The organism is Flavobacterium sp., assembly GCF_027483985.1.
GTDB lineage: Bacteria > Bacteroidota > Bacteroidia > Flavobacteriales > Flavobacteriaceae > Flavobacterium.
The window spans coordinates 191,477-208,684 of record NZ_JAIXTJ010000017.1 but is presented as its reverse complement, the minus strand read 5'-3'; the positions used below and the strand labels follow the sequence as shown (position 1 = coordinate 208,684).

Here is a 17,208-nt window from a genome sequence, read left to right as displayed (position 1 = left end):
TTTTTTCCAATAAGACTGGAATGGCTTTTTCTTGCACTTCTGACGGATTCTCAAATCCTAGATCTTTGATCGCCAGCAGTAACGACTCATTCAGACCTAATTGTTCAAATTTATTCATATTGTATTTTAAAATTGGGTGCAAAGGTAGTCTTTAAATACCATATAAACTAATTTGTTATTTATTGAAAATTAATAAGTTAGCAAATTTAACTTTAACGTAACAATTTCAAAAATAGTTGTGACTTGAAAATTGAATCAAAAATTGTCACCTATTTTAAAAAATCTATCAGTTTTTTAACAGCTAGTCCGCGATGGCTTATGGTTGCCTTTTCTTCAATAGAAAGTTCTGCGAAAGTTTTAGAATAGCCATCAGCAACGAAAATTGGGTCATATCCAAAACCATTTGTACCAATTTTAGTATCGATTATTTTTCCGTTAATAATTCCGGTAAAGAGGTGTTGTTCTCCGTTTAGATTTAAACAGATAACGGTTTTGAAGTTGGCACTTCTATCGGATTCATTTTTGATGTCTGACAACAGTTTATTTACATTGTTGTCATCATTTTTTGGTTCACCAGCATATCTAGCAGAATAAACACCAGGTGCACCATTTAAAGCATTAACTTCAAGTCCTGTATCATCAGCAAAGCAATTAAAACCATATTTTTGAGTAACATAATTGGCTTTTAAAATGGCATTGCCTTCAATGGTATCAGCAGTTTCTGGGATTTCTTCGGTACATCCAATATCTTCTAAACTAAGTATTTGAATTGAACTCGGAACTAAAAGTTGGATTTCCTTAATTTTATTTTTATTGTTTGAGGCAAAAATTAGTTTCATATTTTTATTGCAAATTTAATGAATTTTGTCTTTTTTTGTTTGTAGTAAATCTAATACAGATTTTTATCCGTATATAAAGGTTGTGCCATCCAAATCTTATTTCATATGAAGCAAATTTACACCAAATTGGTTTTTTTAGTAACCTTTTTATTCCTTAATTCAAGTCAAAGCTTTGCACAGTTCGTATTTAATAGTAAAAATTCTAAACAATTAGAGGAAATTTCATTACACAATTACACTACATTGATAGATGTTAAACAGAAGAATTTAACTATCAATGAGGTAATGAAAATTGATAAAAATCAGTTTAAAGTATTAAAAAATAAAAATACCGATTTAGGATTTTCAAAAGATAGTTATTGGTTGCATTTTTCTATCAAGAATGCTACTAGTAGTGATTTAAAATATTATTTAGAATCTTCAAGACCAATAATTGATTACGCCAATTTTTATAAAATTGTAAATGGAAAAGTTGTTGATTATCAAAAAAGCGGTGATAATATTCCTTTTAAAGAACGAAGTTTTAAACACAGAAAAACACTTTTTACGGTTTATTTATTGCCAAATGAAACCGCTGAATATTATGTTAATTTAAAAAGTGATGGCGAAGTTATTAACGCGCCAGTCATTTTGAGAACGCCAATGAAACTTGTTGAAGTAACCTCATTTGAGCAAATTGTTTTTGGCTTTTTTTATGGAATTTTAATCATTGCATCCATTTTATACTTCTTCTTTTTTTACGCGATGAAAGAACGAGTTTTCTTATATTACAGTTTGTATGTTGTATTTATCGGTTTACTTCAATTTTCGTTGGATGGCTATTTTTATCAATTCATTGCACCAGATTCTGGATGGTTGTGTCACAAATCAGTTTTGTTATTTGCGATAATTTCTGGAGTATTTTTAGGGAAATATGCTCAAACCTTTTTGAAAGTTAAGAAAATAAGTTCTAGATTAAACTTTTGCTATAATTTACTTTATATATTGTTTGGTGGATTGTTAACTATGATAGTTTTTGTGCCGTCATTGTTTGAATATGGATATCCAATAATGAATGTACTTGGTTTGTTATTGTTGATACTAATTATAACATCATTACTAGTTTTAAACAAAGCTACTGGCGAGAAATATCACTTTTTTACCTTAGGAATTTTATCATTAGTAACCGGATTCGTCATCTTCATTTTAAAGAATTTTAGTTTATTGCCTTACAATTTCATTACTGAAAACAGTTCTAAATTAGGTACAGGATTAGAAGTCGTATTCTTGTCGCTATCGATGGCTAATTTGATTAGAAAACTCAAAGAAGATAAAGAGAAACTTCAAACAGTGGCACTTCAAAAGTCGGAAGAAATGAACGAAATGAAGTCTTATTTTCTGTCTAATATAAGTCACGAATTAAGAACTCCATTGAATACTATAATGAATTTTATTGAATCTATTGATGCTGAAACCGATAGCAAATCAATTCAAGAAAAATGTGACGTTATCAGAAGTTCATCAACTAGTTTATTGAGTTCAGTCAATGATATTTTAGATTTTTCTAAGATTGAAAAAGGTGAAATAAAATTAGAAGAAACTGAATTTAACTTACATCAATTATTAGAAGACATAAGAAGTGATGTTAGTCTTAGAGCAAAAAATAAAAATTTAGATTTTCAATTATTTATTCCAAATGGATTGCCAAAAAATTTGAAAGGCGATAGTAATAGAATTCGCCAGATTGTTATGAATTTATTGAGTAATGCCATAAAATTCACTAATGAGGGAATAATTAAACTGAAGGTCGAAACATTAATTATTGACGGAAAAGTTGATTTAACGTTTATTATTTCAGACACAGGAGAAGGAATTGCCAAAGAAAAAATTGATAGCATTTTTGATTCATTTTCACAGCAGTCTATAGATAACAAAAGAAAATATGGTGGATTAGGTTTGGGATTATATATTGTAAAAGCTTTTGTAGAGCTTTATAAAGGTACTATTGATATTCAGAGTATTGTTAATCAAGGGACGGCTTGTACTGTGAAATTAGTGTTGCAAGAAGTAATTAAAAAAGAAGAAATAAAAACCACAGAATCAAAAGAATATAATTTAAAAGGAAAACGAATTTTGGTGGTAGAAGATAATACTATGAATCAAATGGTTTTAAAGTTAATTACCAAAAAATGGCTAAATACCGAAGTTGACTTTGCATTTAACGGAGAAGAAGGCCTTGAGTTTTTACAAAAATCAAAGTATGATGTCATCTTGATGGATTTACAGATGCCAATAATGGATGGTTATGAAGCTACAAATGAAATTAGAAAAGGAAACTCTGGTTTGAATGATAAAAATATCCCAATAATAGCGGTTACAGCCGATGTTATGGAGTCAACTAAGGATAAAGTGAAAGAAATCGGAATGAATTATTACTTGTCAAAGCCTGTAAATAAAGATGTTCTTTATGATACTATTCAAAAATATGCCTAAAAATATTTTCTGAAAATCACGTAAAACTACGTGGTTGTATTTCAATATTTCCATATAAATTTGCTTTAAGTAGTTAGGTTTAATTTTGTTATTGTTTAGCGATCCTTCATTCAAAAAGTGATAACAAAAAAGTAATAATTCCTTTTACCATTTACTTCGTTAGATTTTTTCTAAGGTATAAATTGATTTGGGGTCTTTTATATACAGCGGTAACAAGGAATTATTAGAAAAATGTGAGAAAGAGCAGCCTTTATAGGCTGCTTTTTTGATTTTACTTTAATATTTCAATATCAATTTAATTTGACTTAAATATTTCTAAATCAATAAAAAATTATCATTACTTTTGCATCGTTTTTTAACAACATATTTATCATGGTAAAAGATTTATTTGAAAGAATACAAAACAATAAAGGTCCGTTAGGAAAATGGGCTTCACAAGCAGAAGGATATTTTGTTTTTCCTAAGTTAGAAGGTGAACTTGGTCCAAGAATGCAATTTCAAGGAAAAGATATTTTAAATTGGAGTTTGAATGATTATTTAGGTCTTGCAAATCATCCAGAAGTGCGTCAAGCCGATACTGATGCTGCAATTCAGTATGGTGCAGCCTATCCAATGGGAGCGAGAATGATGAGTGGTCACACTAATGCTCACGAGCAATTAGAAAATGAATTGGCTGCGTTTGTGCAGAAAGAAGCTGCTTATTTGTTAAACTTTGGTTACCAAGGTATAATGTCTTGTATTGATGCTTTAGTGACTAAAAATGATATTATTGTATATGATGTAGATGCACACGCATGTATTATTGATGGCGTTCGTCTTCATATGGGAAAACGTTTTACATACAAGCACAATGATCTTGAAAGTATGGAGAAAAACCTGCAACGTGCTACAAAAATGGCTACCGAAACAGGTGGAGGAATCTTGTTCATTACTGAAGGAGTTTTCGGAATGCGTGGGCAACAAGGTAAATTGAAAGAAATTGTAGAAATGAAGAAAAAATACAATTTCCGATTATTGGTTGATGATGCACATGGTTTTGGTACTTTAGGAAAAACAGGTGCTGGAGCAGGAGAAGAGCAAGGTTGCCAAGACGGAATTGATGTTTACTTTTCAACTTTTGCTAAATCAATGGCAAGTATTGGTGCATTTTTAGCAGCTGATAAAGATATTATTGATTATTTAAAATATAATTTACGTTCACAAATGTTTGCAAAAGCATTGCCAATGATTCAAACGGTTGGTGCTTTGAAACGTTTAGAGTTATTACGTAAATCATCAGAGTTGAAAGATAAACTTTGGGAAAATGTAAATGCCTTACAAGGCGGTTTGAAAGCTAAAGGATTTAATATTGGAGACACAAATACGTGCGTTACACCAGTTTATCTTGAAGGTTCAATTCCAGAAGCGATGATTATGGTGAATGATTTAAGAGAAAATTATGGTATCTTCTTGTCGATTGTAGTGTATCCAGTAATTCCAAAAGGAATAATTTTATTAAGAATGATTCCTACTGCATCTCATACTTTAGCTGATATTGATGAAACTTTAGCAGCTTTCGAAGCTATTCGTGAAAAATTAGTAAACGGAACTTATGCTAAAATTGCTGAAGCGAGTGTTCAAAATGTAGACTAGATTACTATTCTAAATTTATAATATTTAAATCCATTCATTAATTTGAATGGATTTTTTTGTATTTTTAAAGATCTAAATACGAAAAGTATGAAAAATAGCATTTTAGTTGTAGCGCTGGTTGTCTCATTTTTGTGTTCTTGCAAAAAGGAAGATAAAAAAGAAGAAGTAGAAATAATTCCAAAAAGTAACGAGGCTGTTATTAGAGAATGTTTCGAATCAGTAAAGGGTAAGGATACTATTCAATTAAATATAAATATTGAAAATCAAAACGTAACCGGAAATTTGACGTACAAATTATTTGAGAAAGATAAAAATGTTGGCATAATACAAGGTACTATGATTGGTGATACTTTATTTGCGGATTATAAATTTATGTCAGAAGGAGTAGAGTCGTTTCGTCAAGTAGCATTTATTAAACAGGACGGAAAATTATCAGAATTTTATGGTGAAGTTGAAGAGAAGGAAGGCAAAATTGTTTTTAAAGATAAAAGTAAGCTGGTTTTAAATTCAGGATTTATCTTGAGTTCTGTTCCTTGTAAATAATCAAAAAATCCATCAAAAGCGATGGATTTTTTTGTTTTATAAATCAATTTTATAAGTTCTTCGTCTTCTAAAAATAACTGGATCAAAATGTTTCCATATCTGATGAATAGCGGTATTTTCTTCAAGTTCAGGTGTTCTAATACAATTTTTAATTCCTTTTTCTGTGAAAGTGTTGTAACATTCGTTAAATATAATCGCAGTTACACCTTTGTTTTGATATTCTGGTAATACACCAATTAAATAAAACAAAACATCTTTGCTTTCTTTTTTAGCTTTTAATAAATGATAGAATCCAAAAGGAAATAACTTACCCTTAGCTTTTTGTAAAGCTTCTGAAAAACTTGGCATTACAATACTAAAAGCAATCATTTTATCGTCTTTATCTAAAACAAATTTGATGTATTCTGGATTGATGAAACTTATGTATTTCTTTTTAAAATACTCTTTCTGAACTTCTGTGATGGCCACAAAAGAAGATAAACTGGCATACGATTCATTAAATACATCAAACATTTCATCCACATAAGGCATAATGTCTTTTGTCTTAGTAAAGTTTACTGGTTTTAATTGGTAACGTTTTTTTATTAACTCTTGAACTTTAAAGAAAAATTCGGGTTTTACATTTTCAAATGGGAATTTATTCTCTAAATATTCTTTTTCTTTTACATAACCCAACTGTTCTAGATGCTCTTTATAATAAGGATAATTATACCAAGTTATCATCGAACCAATTTCGTCAAATCCTTCGGTTAGGACACCAACTTTGTCTAAATTGGAGAAACCCATCGGACCTTCAACATATTCAAGATTGTTTTTTCTTCCTAAATCATAAACTTTTTCAAGTAATGCTTTAGTCACTTCAATGTCGTCAATAACATCCCACCAACCAAATCTTACTTTCTTTTTTTGCTGATCATTAACTTCATCCCAATTGATTATGGCTGCAATTCGTCCTACTATTTGATTGTTTTTGTATGCTAAATAAAAATAAGCTTCAGCACTTTTAAAAGCAGGATTTTTGTCTTTATTAAAGGTTTCTAAATCATCTTGAATCAATGGTGGCACCCAATAAGGATGGTTTTTATATAACGAAAACGGAAACTTAACATAGTCTTTAAGTAACGATTTAGTAGTGGCTTCTATAATTGTAATCATTTTGTTTTAAGGCTTTTCAACTTGAACTTCGTCTAATCGTTTTTTGGTTTTTTCTTTTTCTTTATCTTTTTTACTCTTGTCTTTCTTCTTGTCCTTTTTTGGAGCTCGAATCATAACATCTTTATAATTTGTAGTCGAACGCCAAGAAAGTCCGCAACCCACAAATAAAAAATCGGGTGTTGTTTTAAAATTTTTGCTTACATAAGCATCTACTTGAAGATTATCATTTACCAAATAGGCTGCACCAGTCGAAAAGAATCCATCGGCATAATAATCGCCTTTAAGACCTTTGTTTTCAAGATAGGCAGACCATTTTTCGTTAAAACCTTTAGTAATTGTAGCAACGTAACCAAGGGTTTGATTATTTGTTCCAACTTTATCAATATACACATTAGTTATAAATACCCACGCACCAGGAAAGATATGTTGCGTAACTAGCATTCCTTTAGGACTTATTCTACTAATTTCTTCACCTCCAAATAAAAACGGATTCGAACTAAAGTTAAGATTTGCTCCAGCATATACCGAAACTGCCGGAATTAATTGACGCCATTTAAATCTGTGATTAGCTTTCCAACTGTAAATATTAATTTTTTCTTCATAATTTTTAAACGGATCAAATACTAGATACTTTAATCCAAGAGTTGAAGATTTTAAACCTTTTCGAGTAAATTGTGTAAAATCATCAGTAGTATATTTATCATTTTGATAATTTAGTTCTAAAATCGTTTCGAGTTGTTCTTTGAAAAAACCGTATCTAACATTAAAATCTAATCCCATACCAGAGGCACTGTAATCCAAAACGCTGTGCTTTTCATTTATGTAACTCAAACCAGTTTCAACCTGAATAACTGTTTTTCCAACAGCAAATGCCGACATTGATTCGCTTGGTCTATTAGAATTAATGACATCGGTATGTTGTGCATTAAGTTTTAAAACCGACGAAAGAGCAATAAAAAGAACAAAAAGATTTATTTTCATTTTAGTAGGGTTTGCTGTTTTGATTTAGAAATTCAAATGTACTATTAATTTATTATTTATTTAAGAGCTATTGCTAATTTTGAATGTAGGAATTTAGTATTTTTGACAAAATTTTTATTTATGCAAGAAGCAGATTTACGTGGTGTATTTAAAACGTTATTATATATTATAGCTATTTACTACATTGTAAAATTTTTAGCTCGTTTGTTTTTACCAGTTATTGCAAAAAAAGTGGTTGAAAAAGCAACACAACAATTTCAAGAACAAGCACAGCAACAGCAACAGAATGCTCAAGATAATTACAATTCATCAGCTAAAAGCGATAAACCTCGCGAGACTAAAAAAGTAGGTGAATACATTGATTACGAAGAGATCGACTAGGTTTTTTTATATGTTTTTAAATCAAAACTAAAAACATCTAAAATCTTACATCTAAAATCTAAAATCTAATATCTAATATCTAATATCTAATATCTAATATCTAAAATCTAATATATAAAAATGAAGCAGCTTCAAAAGTTATATCCTCATTTATTGGCCATCGGTGGTTTTATTTTAATTGCCTTAATTTATTTCTATCCAGTTTTACAAGGAAAAAAAATATACCAATCAGATATTGTGCAATATACCGCAATGGCTAAAGAGCAAAATGACTTTAGAGCAGCAGAAAACGCCGAACCTTATTGGACCAATTCCGCATTTGGAGGAATGCCAACCTATCAATTGGGTGCAAAATATCCAAATGATTTTATCGGACATTTAGATGATGCACTGCGTTTTTTACCTCGTCCGGCTGATTATTTATTTCTTTATTTCCTAGGATTTTATGCCTTGATATTGGTTTTAAAAATTGATCCTTTAAAAGCTTTTTTCGGAGCTTTAGCCTTCGGATTATCTACTTATTTGATAATTATTCTTGGTGTTGGTCATAACGCTAAAGCACACGCCATAGCTTATATGCCATTGGTCGTAGCAGGTGTTATAATGGTGTTTCAAAAACGATTCTTCTATGGCGGAATGTTAACAATGTTTGCCGTAGCATTAGAAATCAATGCCAATCACTTTCAAATGACTTATTATCTTTTAATAGTTTTAATTGCTTTAGGAGTTTATTACACGATAAAATTTATAAAAAATAAAGAGTTCAAGCCATTAGCGACAGTAGCAGGTACTTTTGCTGTTGCTTTGTTATTTGCATTAGGTTCAAATGCAACAAGTTTATTGGCAACCAAAGAATATGCAGATTTCAGTACAAGAGGAAAAAGTCAGTTACAACTTAACCCTGATGGTACTAAAAAATCGAGTAATTCAACGCTTGACAAAGAATACATCAATGAATACAGTTACGGAATTGCAGAAAGTTTTAACCTAATTGCACCAAGACTTTTTGGTGGAGGAAACTCCGAGAAGTTGGGCGAAAACTCTGCGGTTTATGATTATATGTTGAAATGTGGTGCTTCTGAGCAAGAAGCAAAACAATTTACAGAAAACTATGCACCGACTTATTGGGGTGACCAACCTATTGTTGCTGCGCCAGCTTATATAGGTGCTGTAATTTTCTTCTTGTTTGTAGTAGCAATGTACCACGATAAACGAAAGTTGAAATATGCTTTTCTTGCTGGTGCTTTGATTTCGTTAATGCTTTCGTGGGGAAAAAACTTCTCTATTATAACCGATTTATTTATCGATTATATGCCAATGTATGACAAGTTTAGAGCTGTTTCTTCTATTCAGGTTATTTTAGAATTATGTATTCCAATTTTGGCTATTATGGGACTCCATTCGTTTTTTACTACTAATAAAGAAAAACAATGGAATAGTTTATGGAAAGCTGCGGCAACGGCTTTAGGTTTGTTATTAGTGTTATTAGTTTTTAAAGAGAAATTTGATTTTGTTGGAAGTATGGACGGTCAGTTGCGTCAAATGTTGAGTCAAAGTCAAGACAAATCATTCGGAATTGGTTTTATTGATGCCTTGAAAGCTGACAGAAAAACAATGTATTCAGCTGATTTATTGCGTTCAGGATTCTTTATAGTATTGGCTGCTTTAGTACTTTGGATGTACACCAAAAATAAATTGGCGCAATCGACAGCAATAATCCTTGTTGGAATTCTAATGGTTTCCGATTTGTTTTTCGTCGACAAAAAGTATGTTAGTAGTGACGATTTTGTTGGAGCTAGGGAAGTTGATGTCCCATTTGAAGCAACAACTTCTGATATGCAAATTCTTCAAGACACAACACATTATAGAGTTTTAGAAGTTGAAGGAAATTTATCAAGTGCTCGTGCATCTTTTTTCCACAAATCAATTGGTGGTTATAGTGCTGTAAAACCAAGAGCAATGCAAGAATTATTTGACTATCAAATTGCCAAAAACAACAAAGAGGTAATTGATATGTTAAACGTTAAATATATCATTCAGACTAATGATAAGGGAGAAGAATTCCCAACATTAAATCAAGATGCTAACGGAAATGCTTGGTTTGTATCTGAAATAAAAATGGTTGATAATGCTGATGCAGAAATGAAGGCGCTAGATAAATTGGATACTAAAAATATAGCACTCATAGACGTATTCAATGAAGGATCAAAAATTAAAGGAAGTAATTTCGTTAAGTCTTTTTCTGTAGATTCTTTAGCGAAAATCAAACTTACATCCTACAAACCAAATCATTTAAAATATATTTCAAATAATAAGAACAGTGGTTTTGCTGTATTTTCTGAGATGTATTACAAGAATGGTTGGATTGCAACTATTGACGGAAAAGAAGAACCAATTTTAAAAGTAAATTATGCTTTAAGAGGATTAAACATTCCGGCAGGAAATCATAAAATTGAATTCAAATTTGAACCTCAAGTGGTTAAAACTGGAAGTATGATTGCTTTAGTTAGTTTTATCGGAATGATATTGCTTTTGGTTGGTGGAATATATTTAGATAGAAAGAAGAAAAAACAACTGTAAGGCTAGTTTTTTGTAAATTTGATTACAAGTTTAATAAAAATGGAAGCAAAAAAACTAAATCACGCTCATCCTTCTAAAATGGAAGAACGTTATCTAGATGAGATTAGAAAAATGACGCCTCAGCAACGTTTTGAAAAATTGATGGCTATTATTGAGCTATCTTATCTTTTAAAAACTTCCAAAAAAATATCAAAGTAAGTAAATGAATAGTCAAATAATTGAAATTTGGAAGTATTTTTCTTTGAACAAAGTCAAATATTTGACCATTGGTGGTTTTGCCGTAAATATTTATGGTTACGGAAGAAATACAGGTGATATTGATATCTTTATTGAAGATTCAATTGAAAATCGCGAGAATCTGCGAGAAGCTTTGAAACAATCAGGAATTGGAGATTTTGAAAATATAAAGACTATGCAATTTATTCCTGGTTGGACCGATATTTCCTTAAATTTTAATCTGCGATTAGATATCATGACTTCTGTTAAAGGTTTAGAAAATCAAGATTTTCAAGAATTACTTGATAAAGCTTATGTTACTGAAATTAGTGGAATTCCTGTCTACTTTTTAGATTACGAAAACCTTATTAAAGCTAAAAAAGCTACCAATCGTCCAAAAGATATTTTAGATATTGAAGAGTTAGAAAAGATTAATAAAAACTCAAATTTATAATTTTGGAAACGAATCAAAAAAAACTTTTAGTCATCACGTACTATTGGCCTCCAGCTGGCGGACCAGGCGTGCAACGTTGGTTGAAATTTGTAAAATATTTGCCCGATTTTAATGTTCAACCCATAGTTTATATTCCCGAAAATCCGACGTATCCTATAGTTGATGAAGGGTTGATGAGTGAAGTTTCTGATAAAGCAATTATTCTTAAAAATAAAATATTTGAACCTTATCAATTAGCCGGATTTTTATCTAAAAAGGAAACCAAAAAAATAAGTTCAGGAATTATTCCAGCAGCTAAAAAACAAAGTTTTGTTGAAAAAATGATGCTTTGGGTTCGAGGCAATTTATTCATTCCTGATGCGCGTAAATTTTGGGTAAATCCATCTGTAACTTATTTGAAAAAATACATTCAAGAAAATAATATTGATACTATTGTAACTTCTGGACCACCACATTCTTTGCATTTAATTGGTTTGAAATTAAAACACGAACTAGGAGTGAAGTGGTTTGCCGATTTTCGTGATCCTTGGACTACTATTGGATATCATAAGGCCTTAAAGTTATCTTCATTTGCAGATAAAAAGCACAAAGCATTAGAACATCAGGTTTTGAATACTGCCGATGTTATTATTGTTACAAGTAAAACCACAAAAACAGAATTCCAAGCTATTACTAATAAGCCAATTGAAGTAATTACTAATGGTTATGATATCGAAAAAGTTTCAAAACAGTCTTTGGATGAGAAATTTACAATGGCTCATATTGGTTCATTTTTATCGGATAGAAATCCGAAGATTTTGTGGGAATCTTTACACGAATTAATCTTGGAAAATGAAGTTTTTAAATCCCATTTTCAATTAAAACTTATGGGTAAAGTAAGTCAAGAAGTTTTAGATTCTATTTCAGAATTTAAATTAGATTCGCATCTTAATAATTTAGGATATGTTTCCCATTCTGAAGCAGTAAAACATCAAAGAACATCACAGGTTTTGTTGTTGATCGAAATTGATTCTGAAGATACTAAAAGCATCATACCAGGAAAATTATTTGAATATATGGTTTCAGAAAGGCCAATAATAGCTATTGGACCAAAAGATTCTGATTTTGCAGAAATCATTACAGCTACCAACACTGGTGTATTTTTTACTTACAATGAAAAAGAGCGTTTGAAAAAGACAATTTTATCCCACTTTGAATTGTACCTAAATCACAATTTAAAAGTGTATCCAGTTGGTTTACAGCAGTATTCTCGTAAAAGTTTGACCGAAAATCTCGCAAAACTCATAACTAGTAATTCGTAACTTTAAATGGGAATAGTTCAAAATCAATCTATTAAAAATACCATAATCACTTTTTTCGGGTTTGGGATTGGAGCTATTAATGCCTTGTTTTTGTATACGAACTTTTTAGGAAAAATGCATTACGGTATTGTTTCCACAATTTTATCAGGTGCAAATATTATGATGCCTTTAATGGCATTTGGTGCACAAAATACTTTAATTCGTTTTTTTTCTCAGTATAAAACTGAAAAAGAAAGAGAAGAGTTTTTAACGTTTATGCTGTGCTTACCATTAGCATTCATAGTGCCAATAACGGCAATTTTTTATATTTTTTATGACCCAATTTCAAGTGGTTGGCTTATCGAAAATCCTACTTTAGAACCTTATTTTTGGCTTATTCCAATTGTTGGTTTACTTATGGCCTATTTTGAGGTGTATTATGCTTGGGTTAAAGTGCATATGCAATCGGTTATTGGAAATTTGATTAGCGAAGTACTAATTCGTGTAATCGTAATGTTTTTACTTTTTGCAGTTCATTTCAATTTAATTGATAAATCAACTTGCGTTTATGGAATTGCATCTGCTTACTTTGTGCAATTAATTGTTATGAAACTTTATGCAATTTCTGTTAAAGCACCAGTTTTAAGATTTGTAATTCCTGCTAATAGTAAAGAAATTATTCAATATTCATTATTTATAATTGTATCTGGCGGTGTTGCCGTGATGTTGGTTGATTTTGATAAAGTAATGATTCCGTTTTATAAAGATATTAGTCAAAATGCTTTGTATGCAGTAGCTATTTTTATTTCAACCGTTATTATTGTTCCTTACAGAGCAATGAATCAAATAGTGGCGCCCATAACTGCGAGATTAATGGCAGAGCATAAGCTTGATGAGTTGAATGATTTATATAAAAAAAGTGCCATAAATCTTCAAGTAATTGGTGGTTTTATAATGATGCTTATTTTTTTGAATATAAAAGAGTTGTATAAGATTATACCTGATGAATATAGTGGTGGAATTTGGGTGGTTTATATGATTGGCTTATGCAAATTCTATGATGTTTTGTTAGGAAATAATAATTCGATAATTGTAAATACAAAGTATTATAGAACAGTTCTACTTTTTGGAGTTGTGACTGTTATTATTATGATCGTTTTAAATGCCATTTTTATTCCGCTGTATGATATTGAAGGTTCCGCTTTTGCCACATTAATTACAATTGCCATTTACAATACTATCAAATTAATATACGTAGTGAAAAAAATGAATTTATATCCGTTTACAATAAAAACTCTGTATTCATTTTGTATATTAATAGCTTGTTTTTTACTATTTTTCTTTTGGGAATTTCCTTTTCATCCGATAATTAATATTGGTTTAAAATCTATTTTGATTTCTATTTTCTATTGGTTTATTAATTATAAATTAGCAATTTCTGCGGAAGTAAACCAAGTTGTTGACTCTGTTTTGAAAAAAGTGCGTTTTTAATAAGTTAGATTCTGAATCAAACTGAAATAAATTCAGTTCAAGAGTTTAGAATGAATGAATAATCCTGCTTCATCTTTCCAGAATCCGCAGGATTTAAACAAACCTAACCAACCAATCAATCTTTTATTCTTTATCTTCTTTAGCATCGTTTTCAACTAATGCTTTTGTTCCGTCTGTTCTGTAATAGTAGTAACCGTTTCCGTTTCCGCTATTTCCGTTTCCATAAGTGGTTGCAGTTGCGTTATTGTTATAAATAAAACCACTGTTTCTTTTTACTTGACCAATCATGTCGATTATTTCACCACGACGGTTGTAAACTATTCTTAAACCACCTACTTGTGTTAAGGCAAATCGGTTGTATCTCATATATACGGTTCCAATTCTATTCACTCTGTCTTGACTATCATAGTTGATAAAAGTGTTTCCAACTCTGCGTACTCTACCAAAACTATCGTGTTCTACTAAAACTCCATAATTAACAGGATTTCTTCTATTTACGTCAGCAGTTCTCTTTCCAGCTAATCGGTAATGATAATCTCCTTGAGAATCATTTGGACGTGTATTAAAATCAAAGTCACCATTAGCAAATACGAAAAACTCTATGCCTCGTTCTGTAAATGAAATTGGTTCATCAAAATTACAACTTGCTGTTGTAGTGTGATTGTAACTTCTTTTTTCTTGTGCATTTGCTACACTTGCAGTTAACATAATGCTTGCTACTAATAAAGTAATTGTTCTCATAATAAATCGTTTTAAAGCTTTTGCTTACTCGTTCGATTTTCAGCTTCTTCGATCAGATTGTTTTTCTGATATTTGGTATATTTCAAGATGTGTGCCAAAGCTAGTATAATGATTTGTCAACGATTTGTTAATGATTTTTAACTAGTTGGAAAATAAATTGTTATTTGATGATTTGGCTCCAAAAATTAATTTAATAAGTTTCTAAAATTTTATTACTTTTGATGCCATTAACTAAATAACTATCATTTTTTGTTATGAATTTCACAAAAAGTAACTTACTTTTCTTTTCTTTTGTAATACTATTTAGCGTCAATATGTTTGGTCAAACCTTTGAGCAAGCTTATGCTAATGTCGTAAATCAATGTTCTCAAAGTAATATCACAACTAATTTAACACAATATGAAGCTTTAGGCGTAAAACGAAGAGGAACTCCAGCTTTACAAAATACTTTAGATTGGTTAAAGAACAAATATTTAAGCTACGGTTACACTGCCAGTCAACTTCAAGAATATTCTTATACTTATGCCGGTTCAGCCGCAGTTTGTAAAAATTTAGTAGTAACAAAAATTGGAACGGTTTACCCAAATACTTTTCTTATTGTTTGTGGTCATTATGATTCCATTGTTGGAACAGGTACCAACGATAACGGAAGTGGTGTAGTTTCTATTCTTGAAACAGCACGATTGTTGCAAAACATACCAACCGAATATTCTATAAAATTCATCAATTTCAGCGGTGAAGAAGATGGATTAAAAGGAAGCCAAAATTATGTGTCAGCAGTAGTAAATTCTACTACACCAAAAATGGATATTCGATTGGTTTTTAATTTAGATGAAGTTGGTGGCGTTGCCGGAATGGTAAATAATACAATCACCTGCGAACGAGATACTTCATCGCCTACAGTAAACAACGCAGCTTCTAGTGCTTTCACCAATCAATTAATAACTTGTGTTGGATTGTATTCGCCGCTAAACACCTTTTTAGCCTCAGCTTATGCTTCAGATTATATGTCGTTTCAAAGTAATAGCGATATTATAACTGGTTTTTTTGAGAAAAACGAAACTACTCACAAGCATACTGCCACCGATTTATTAGTCAATATGGATCCAGTTTATAATTTTAATGTTGCAAAAGCCACAATCGGAGCTACGATGCATTTTGCAAAAGCAAGCACATCAACATTAGCATTAGAAACTTCAACTTCTGATTTTAACGTAAGTTTCTTTCCAAATCCTACTAAAGATTCTTTAAATATTAATTTGGGTTCGATGTCTGAAACTAATTATAGTTTTTCATTAATAGATTTAAATGGTAAAGTGGTTCTTGAAAAAGTAATTGAAAATGCCAAACTTATTGAATCAATTCCGATACCTAATTTATCAAAAGGAATTTATTTAGGTGTTTTGAATGTTGGAGATAAAAGAATAACTAAGAAAATAGTAATTGAGTAAAAAAAAATGGCTTCGATAATTGAAGCCATTTTTTATTTGATAAAACAAATAAACTACATTTTAATAATTTTCTTGGTAATAGTTTCCTTTTCAGAAACAATTTTCAGTAGATAAATTCCTGATTCAAATGATTTTGTGTCGATTTGAACTCCTGAAGTTAAGTCATTGTTGCTTTGAATCACTTTTCCTGCAATGTTATAAATAGCGTAGCTAAAAGTGGATTTCAAACCATCAATAACAATAAAATCACTAAACGGATTTGGATATAATGTCACTGACGATGATGTGATTTCAGCAGTATTTAAATTTGGTGGTGTAAATCTGTAAATTGTATTTGTCGCAGGCGTTCCTGTAATGGTATCATCGATATTTGAGACAGTTGGATTAGAAACTGGTCCAGTTAAAAACAGTGAATTAGATAAAGTATCATTGATATCTACGCCACTAATTCCGATAATTGCCCCAGAATCACCACCGTAAAAACTAACGCTATCTGTCACAGAACTTGGTCCATAACGATATTCAATAATATTCGAACCTTCATAAAGCCAAATTTGAAAATTCACAAACATATCTAGTGTAAAATCATTGAATGCACCACAATTTTTGTATTCAATTTTTGCAATTCTACTTCCCACAGCACCATCAATTTTGTAACTAATATTTGATAATGAAGTAGTTCCACCATCGCCACGATCAATTAAATCAGTTGCAAATGAGGCCGCAACTTGGAAAATTGAACCAGTAGTTTGTTGAACAATGTAACTATCATATACTTTAAAATTTGAATTTGTATTCCCGTTTATGGTAAATGGAAAAGGTAACACGAAGTCATATTCAGGATCATCCCAAATTTCACCATTGTTAATTGATGTTGAGCCAGTTAAATCGGCGTAAGTTCCTGTAAGATTGCTGAAAACATAATTTTGAGCAGTAACAGATAAACTCAAAAATAAGAAGATAATGGGTAGTGTTTTTTTCATATTTTGTTT

At 30.6% G+C, this 17,208-nt stretch carries 15 protein-coding genes; 10 read left to right on the top strand and 5 right to left on the bottom strand.

Features of this window, described 5'->3' with window-relative positions:
• Positions 1-269 precede the first annotated feature (269 nt).
• The gene (locus Q0050_RS03740; RefSeq protein ID WP_298392667.1) at positions 270-839 is read right to left on the bottom strand and encodes a non-canonical purine NTP diphosphatase; all 570 of its coding nucleotides are present in this window, start codon (positions 837-839) and stop codon (positions 270-272) included.
• Between the two features lie 105 nt (positions 840-944).
• Here Q0050_RS03740 and Q0050_RS03735 point away from each other — a divergent pair, with 105 nt between their 5' ends.
• The 3 genes from Q0050_RS03735 (at position 945) to Q0050_RS03725 (ending at position 5,486) form a co-directional block, all read left to right on the top strand.
• On the top strand, positions 945-3,311 hold the full coding sequence (locus Q0050_RS03735; RefSeq protein WP_298392666.1) for a hybrid sensor histidine kinase/response regulator: 2,367 nt from the start codon (positions 945-947) through the stop codon (positions 3,309-3,311).
• Positions 3,312-3,683: 372 nt separating this feature from the next.
• Positions 3,684-4,943, top strand: a complete 1,260-nt coding sequence (locus tag Q0050_RS03730) for a pyridoxal phosphate-dependent aminotransferase family protein (protein ID WP_298392665.1) — start codon at positions 3,684-3,686, stop codon at positions 4,941-4,943.
• Positions 4,944-5,030: 87 nt separating this feature from the next.
• Positions 5,031-5,486, top strand: coding sequence for a hypothetical protein (locus tag Q0050_RS03725; RefSeq protein WP_298392664.1), 456 nt, complete (start codon positions 5,031-5,033; stop codon positions 5,484-5,486).
• Positions 5,487-5,522: 36 nt separating this feature from the next.
• Here the strand turns inward: Q0050_RS03725 and Q0050_RS03720 are convergent, their stop codons facing one another.
• Together Q0050_RS03720 and Q0050_RS03715 are read right to left on the bottom strand one after the other, a co-directional pair.
• Positions 5,523-6,641 (bottom strand): GTP cyclohydrolase, encoded by a 1,119-nt coding sequence (locus Q0050_RS03720; protein WP_298392663.1) that lies wholly within the window; start codon positions 6,639-6,641, stop codon positions 5,523-5,525.
• 6 nt (positions 6,642-6,647) lie between these two features.
• Positions 6,648-7,622 (bottom strand): transporter, encoded by a 975-nt coding sequence (locus tag Q0050_RS03715; RefSeq protein ID WP_298392662.1) that lies wholly within the window; start codon positions 7,620-7,622, stop codon positions 6,648-6,650.
• 120 nt (positions 7,623-7,742) lie between these two features.
• Here Q0050_RS03715 and Q0050_RS03710 point away from each other — a divergent pair, with 120 nt between their 5' ends.
• The 6 genes from Q0050_RS03710 (at position 7,743) to Q0050_RS03685 (ending at position 14,024) form a co-directional block, all read left to right on the top strand.
• Positions 7,743-8,003 (top strand): DUF4834 domain-containing protein, encoded by a 261-nt coding sequence (locus tag Q0050_RS03710; protein WP_298392661.1) that lies wholly within the window; start codon positions 7,743-7,745, stop codon positions 8,001-8,003.
• Positions 8,004-8,123: 120 nt separating this feature from the next.
• Complete coding sequence (locus tag Q0050_RS03705; RefSeq protein WP_298392660.1) at positions 8,124-10,583, top strand: YfhO family protein; 2,460 nt, start codon at positions 8,124-8,126, stop codon at positions 10,581-10,583.
• Positions 10,584-10,622: 39 nt separating this feature from the next.
• Positions 10,623-10,781 (top strand): hypothetical protein, encoded by a 159-nt coding sequence (locus Q0050_RS03700; RefSeq protein WP_298302331.1) that lies wholly within the window; start codon positions 10,623-10,625, stop codon positions 10,779-10,781.
• Positions 10,782-10,785: 4 nt separating this feature from the next.
• Entirely contained in the window at positions 10,786-11,253 is a 468-nt protein-coding gene (locus Q0050_RS03695) for a nucleotidyltransferase (protein WP_298302328.1), read from the top strand.
• 2 nt (positions 11,254-11,255) lie between these two features.
• Positions 11,256-12,554 carry a glycosyltransferase family 4 protein gene (locus Q0050_RS03690; protein WP_298392659.1) on the top strand — a complete coding sequence of 433 codons (1,299 nt, stop codon included), beginning with the start codon at positions 11,256-11,258 and terminating at the stop codon, positions 12,552-12,554.
• A 6-nt stretch (positions 12,555-12,560) separates the two neighbouring features.
• A complete protein-coding gene (locus Q0050_RS03685; protein WP_298392658.1) occupies positions 12,561-14,024 on the top strand; it encodes an oligosaccharide flippase family protein in 1,464 nt (487 codons plus the stop codon).
• Between the two features lie 123 nt (positions 14,025-14,147).
• Here Q0050_RS03685 and Q0050_RS03680 read toward each other — a convergent pair whose 3' ends face one another.
• A complete protein-coding gene (locus Q0050_RS03680; RefSeq protein ID WP_298392657.1) occupies positions 14,148-14,765 on the bottom strand; it encodes a hypothetical protein in 618 nt (205 codons plus the stop codon).
• A gap of 254 nt (positions 14,766-15,019) precedes the next feature.
• Here Q0050_RS03680 and Q0050_RS03675 point away from each other — a divergent pair, with 254 nt between their 5' ends.
• The gene (locus Q0050_RS03675) at positions 15,020-16,216 is read left to right on the top strand and encodes a M28 family peptidase (protein ID WP_298392656.1); all 1,197 of its coding nucleotides are present in this window, start codon (positions 15,020-15,022) and stop codon (positions 16,214-16,216) included.
• A gap of 53 nt (positions 16,217-16,269) precedes the next feature.
• Here the strand turns inward: Q0050_RS03675 and Q0050_RS03670 are convergent, their stop codons facing one another.
• Positions 16,270-17,199 (bottom strand): T9SS type A sorting domain-containing protein, encoded by a 930-nt coding sequence (locus tag Q0050_RS03670; RefSeq protein WP_298392655.1) that lies wholly within the window; start codon positions 17,197-17,199, stop codon positions 16,270-16,272.
• Positions 17,200-17,208: the final 9 nt, after the last annotated feature.

What these genes read in the sequence shown, in the direction of transcription:
- Q0050_RS03740 (WP_298392667.1), bottom strand. Translation starts at nt 839, where the DNA reads ATGAAACTAATTTTTGCCTCAAACAATAAAAATAAAATTAAGGAAATC.
- Q0050_RS03735 (WP_298392666.1), top strand. Translation starts at nt 945, where the DNA reads ATGAAGCAAATTTACACCAAATTGGTTTTTTTAGTAACCTTTTTATTC.
- Q0050_RS03730 (WP_298392665.1), top strand. Translation starts at nt 3,684, where the DNA reads ATGGTAAAAGATTTATTTGAAAGAATACAAAACAATAAAGGTCCGTTA.
- Q0050_RS03725 (WP_298392664.1), top strand. Translation starts at nt 5,031, where the DNA reads ATGAAAAATAGCATTTTAGTTGTAGCGCTGGTTGTCTCATTTTTGTGT.
- Q0050_RS03720 (WP_298392663.1), bottom strand. Translation starts at nt 6,641, where the DNA reads ATGATTACAATTATAGAAGCCACTACTAAATCGTTACTTAAAGACTAT.
- Q0050_RS03715 (WP_298392662.1), bottom strand. Translation starts at nt 7,622, where the DNA reads ATGAAAATAAATCTTTTTGTTCTTTTTATTGCTCTTTCGTCGGTTTTA.
- Q0050_RS03710 (WP_298392661.1), top strand. Translation starts at nt 7,743, where the DNA reads ATGCAAGAAGCAGATTTACGTGGTGTATTTAAAACGTTATTATATATT.
- Q0050_RS03705 (WP_298392660.1), top strand. Translation starts at nt 8,124, where the DNA reads ATGAAGCAGCTTCAAAAGTTATATCCTCATTTATTGGCCATCGGTGGT.
- Q0050_RS03700 (WP_298302331.1), top strand. Translation starts at nt 10,623, where the DNA reads ATGGAAGCAAAAAAACTAAATCACGCTCATCCTTCTAAAATGGAAGAA.
- Q0050_RS03695 (WP_298302328.1), top strand. Translation starts at nt 10,786, where the DNA reads ATGAATAGTCAAATAATTGAAATTTGGAAGTATTTTTCTTTGAACAAA.
- Q0050_RS03685 (WP_298392658.1), top strand. Translation starts at nt 12,561, where the DNA reads ATGGGAATAGTTCAAAATCAATCTATTAAAAATACCATAATCACTTTT.
- Q0050_RS03680 (WP_298392657.1), bottom strand. Translation starts at nt 14,765, where the DNA reads ATGAGAACAATTACTTTATTAGTAGCAAGCATTATGTTAACTGCAAGT.
- Q0050_RS03675 (WP_298392656.1), top strand. Translation starts at nt 15,020, where the DNA reads ATGAATTTCACAAAAAGTAACTTACTTTTCTTTTCTTTTGTAATACTA.
- Q0050_RS03670 (WP_298392655.1), bottom strand. Translation starts at nt 17,199, where the DNA reads ATGAAAAAAACACTACCCATTATCTTCTTATTTTTGAGTTTATCTGTT.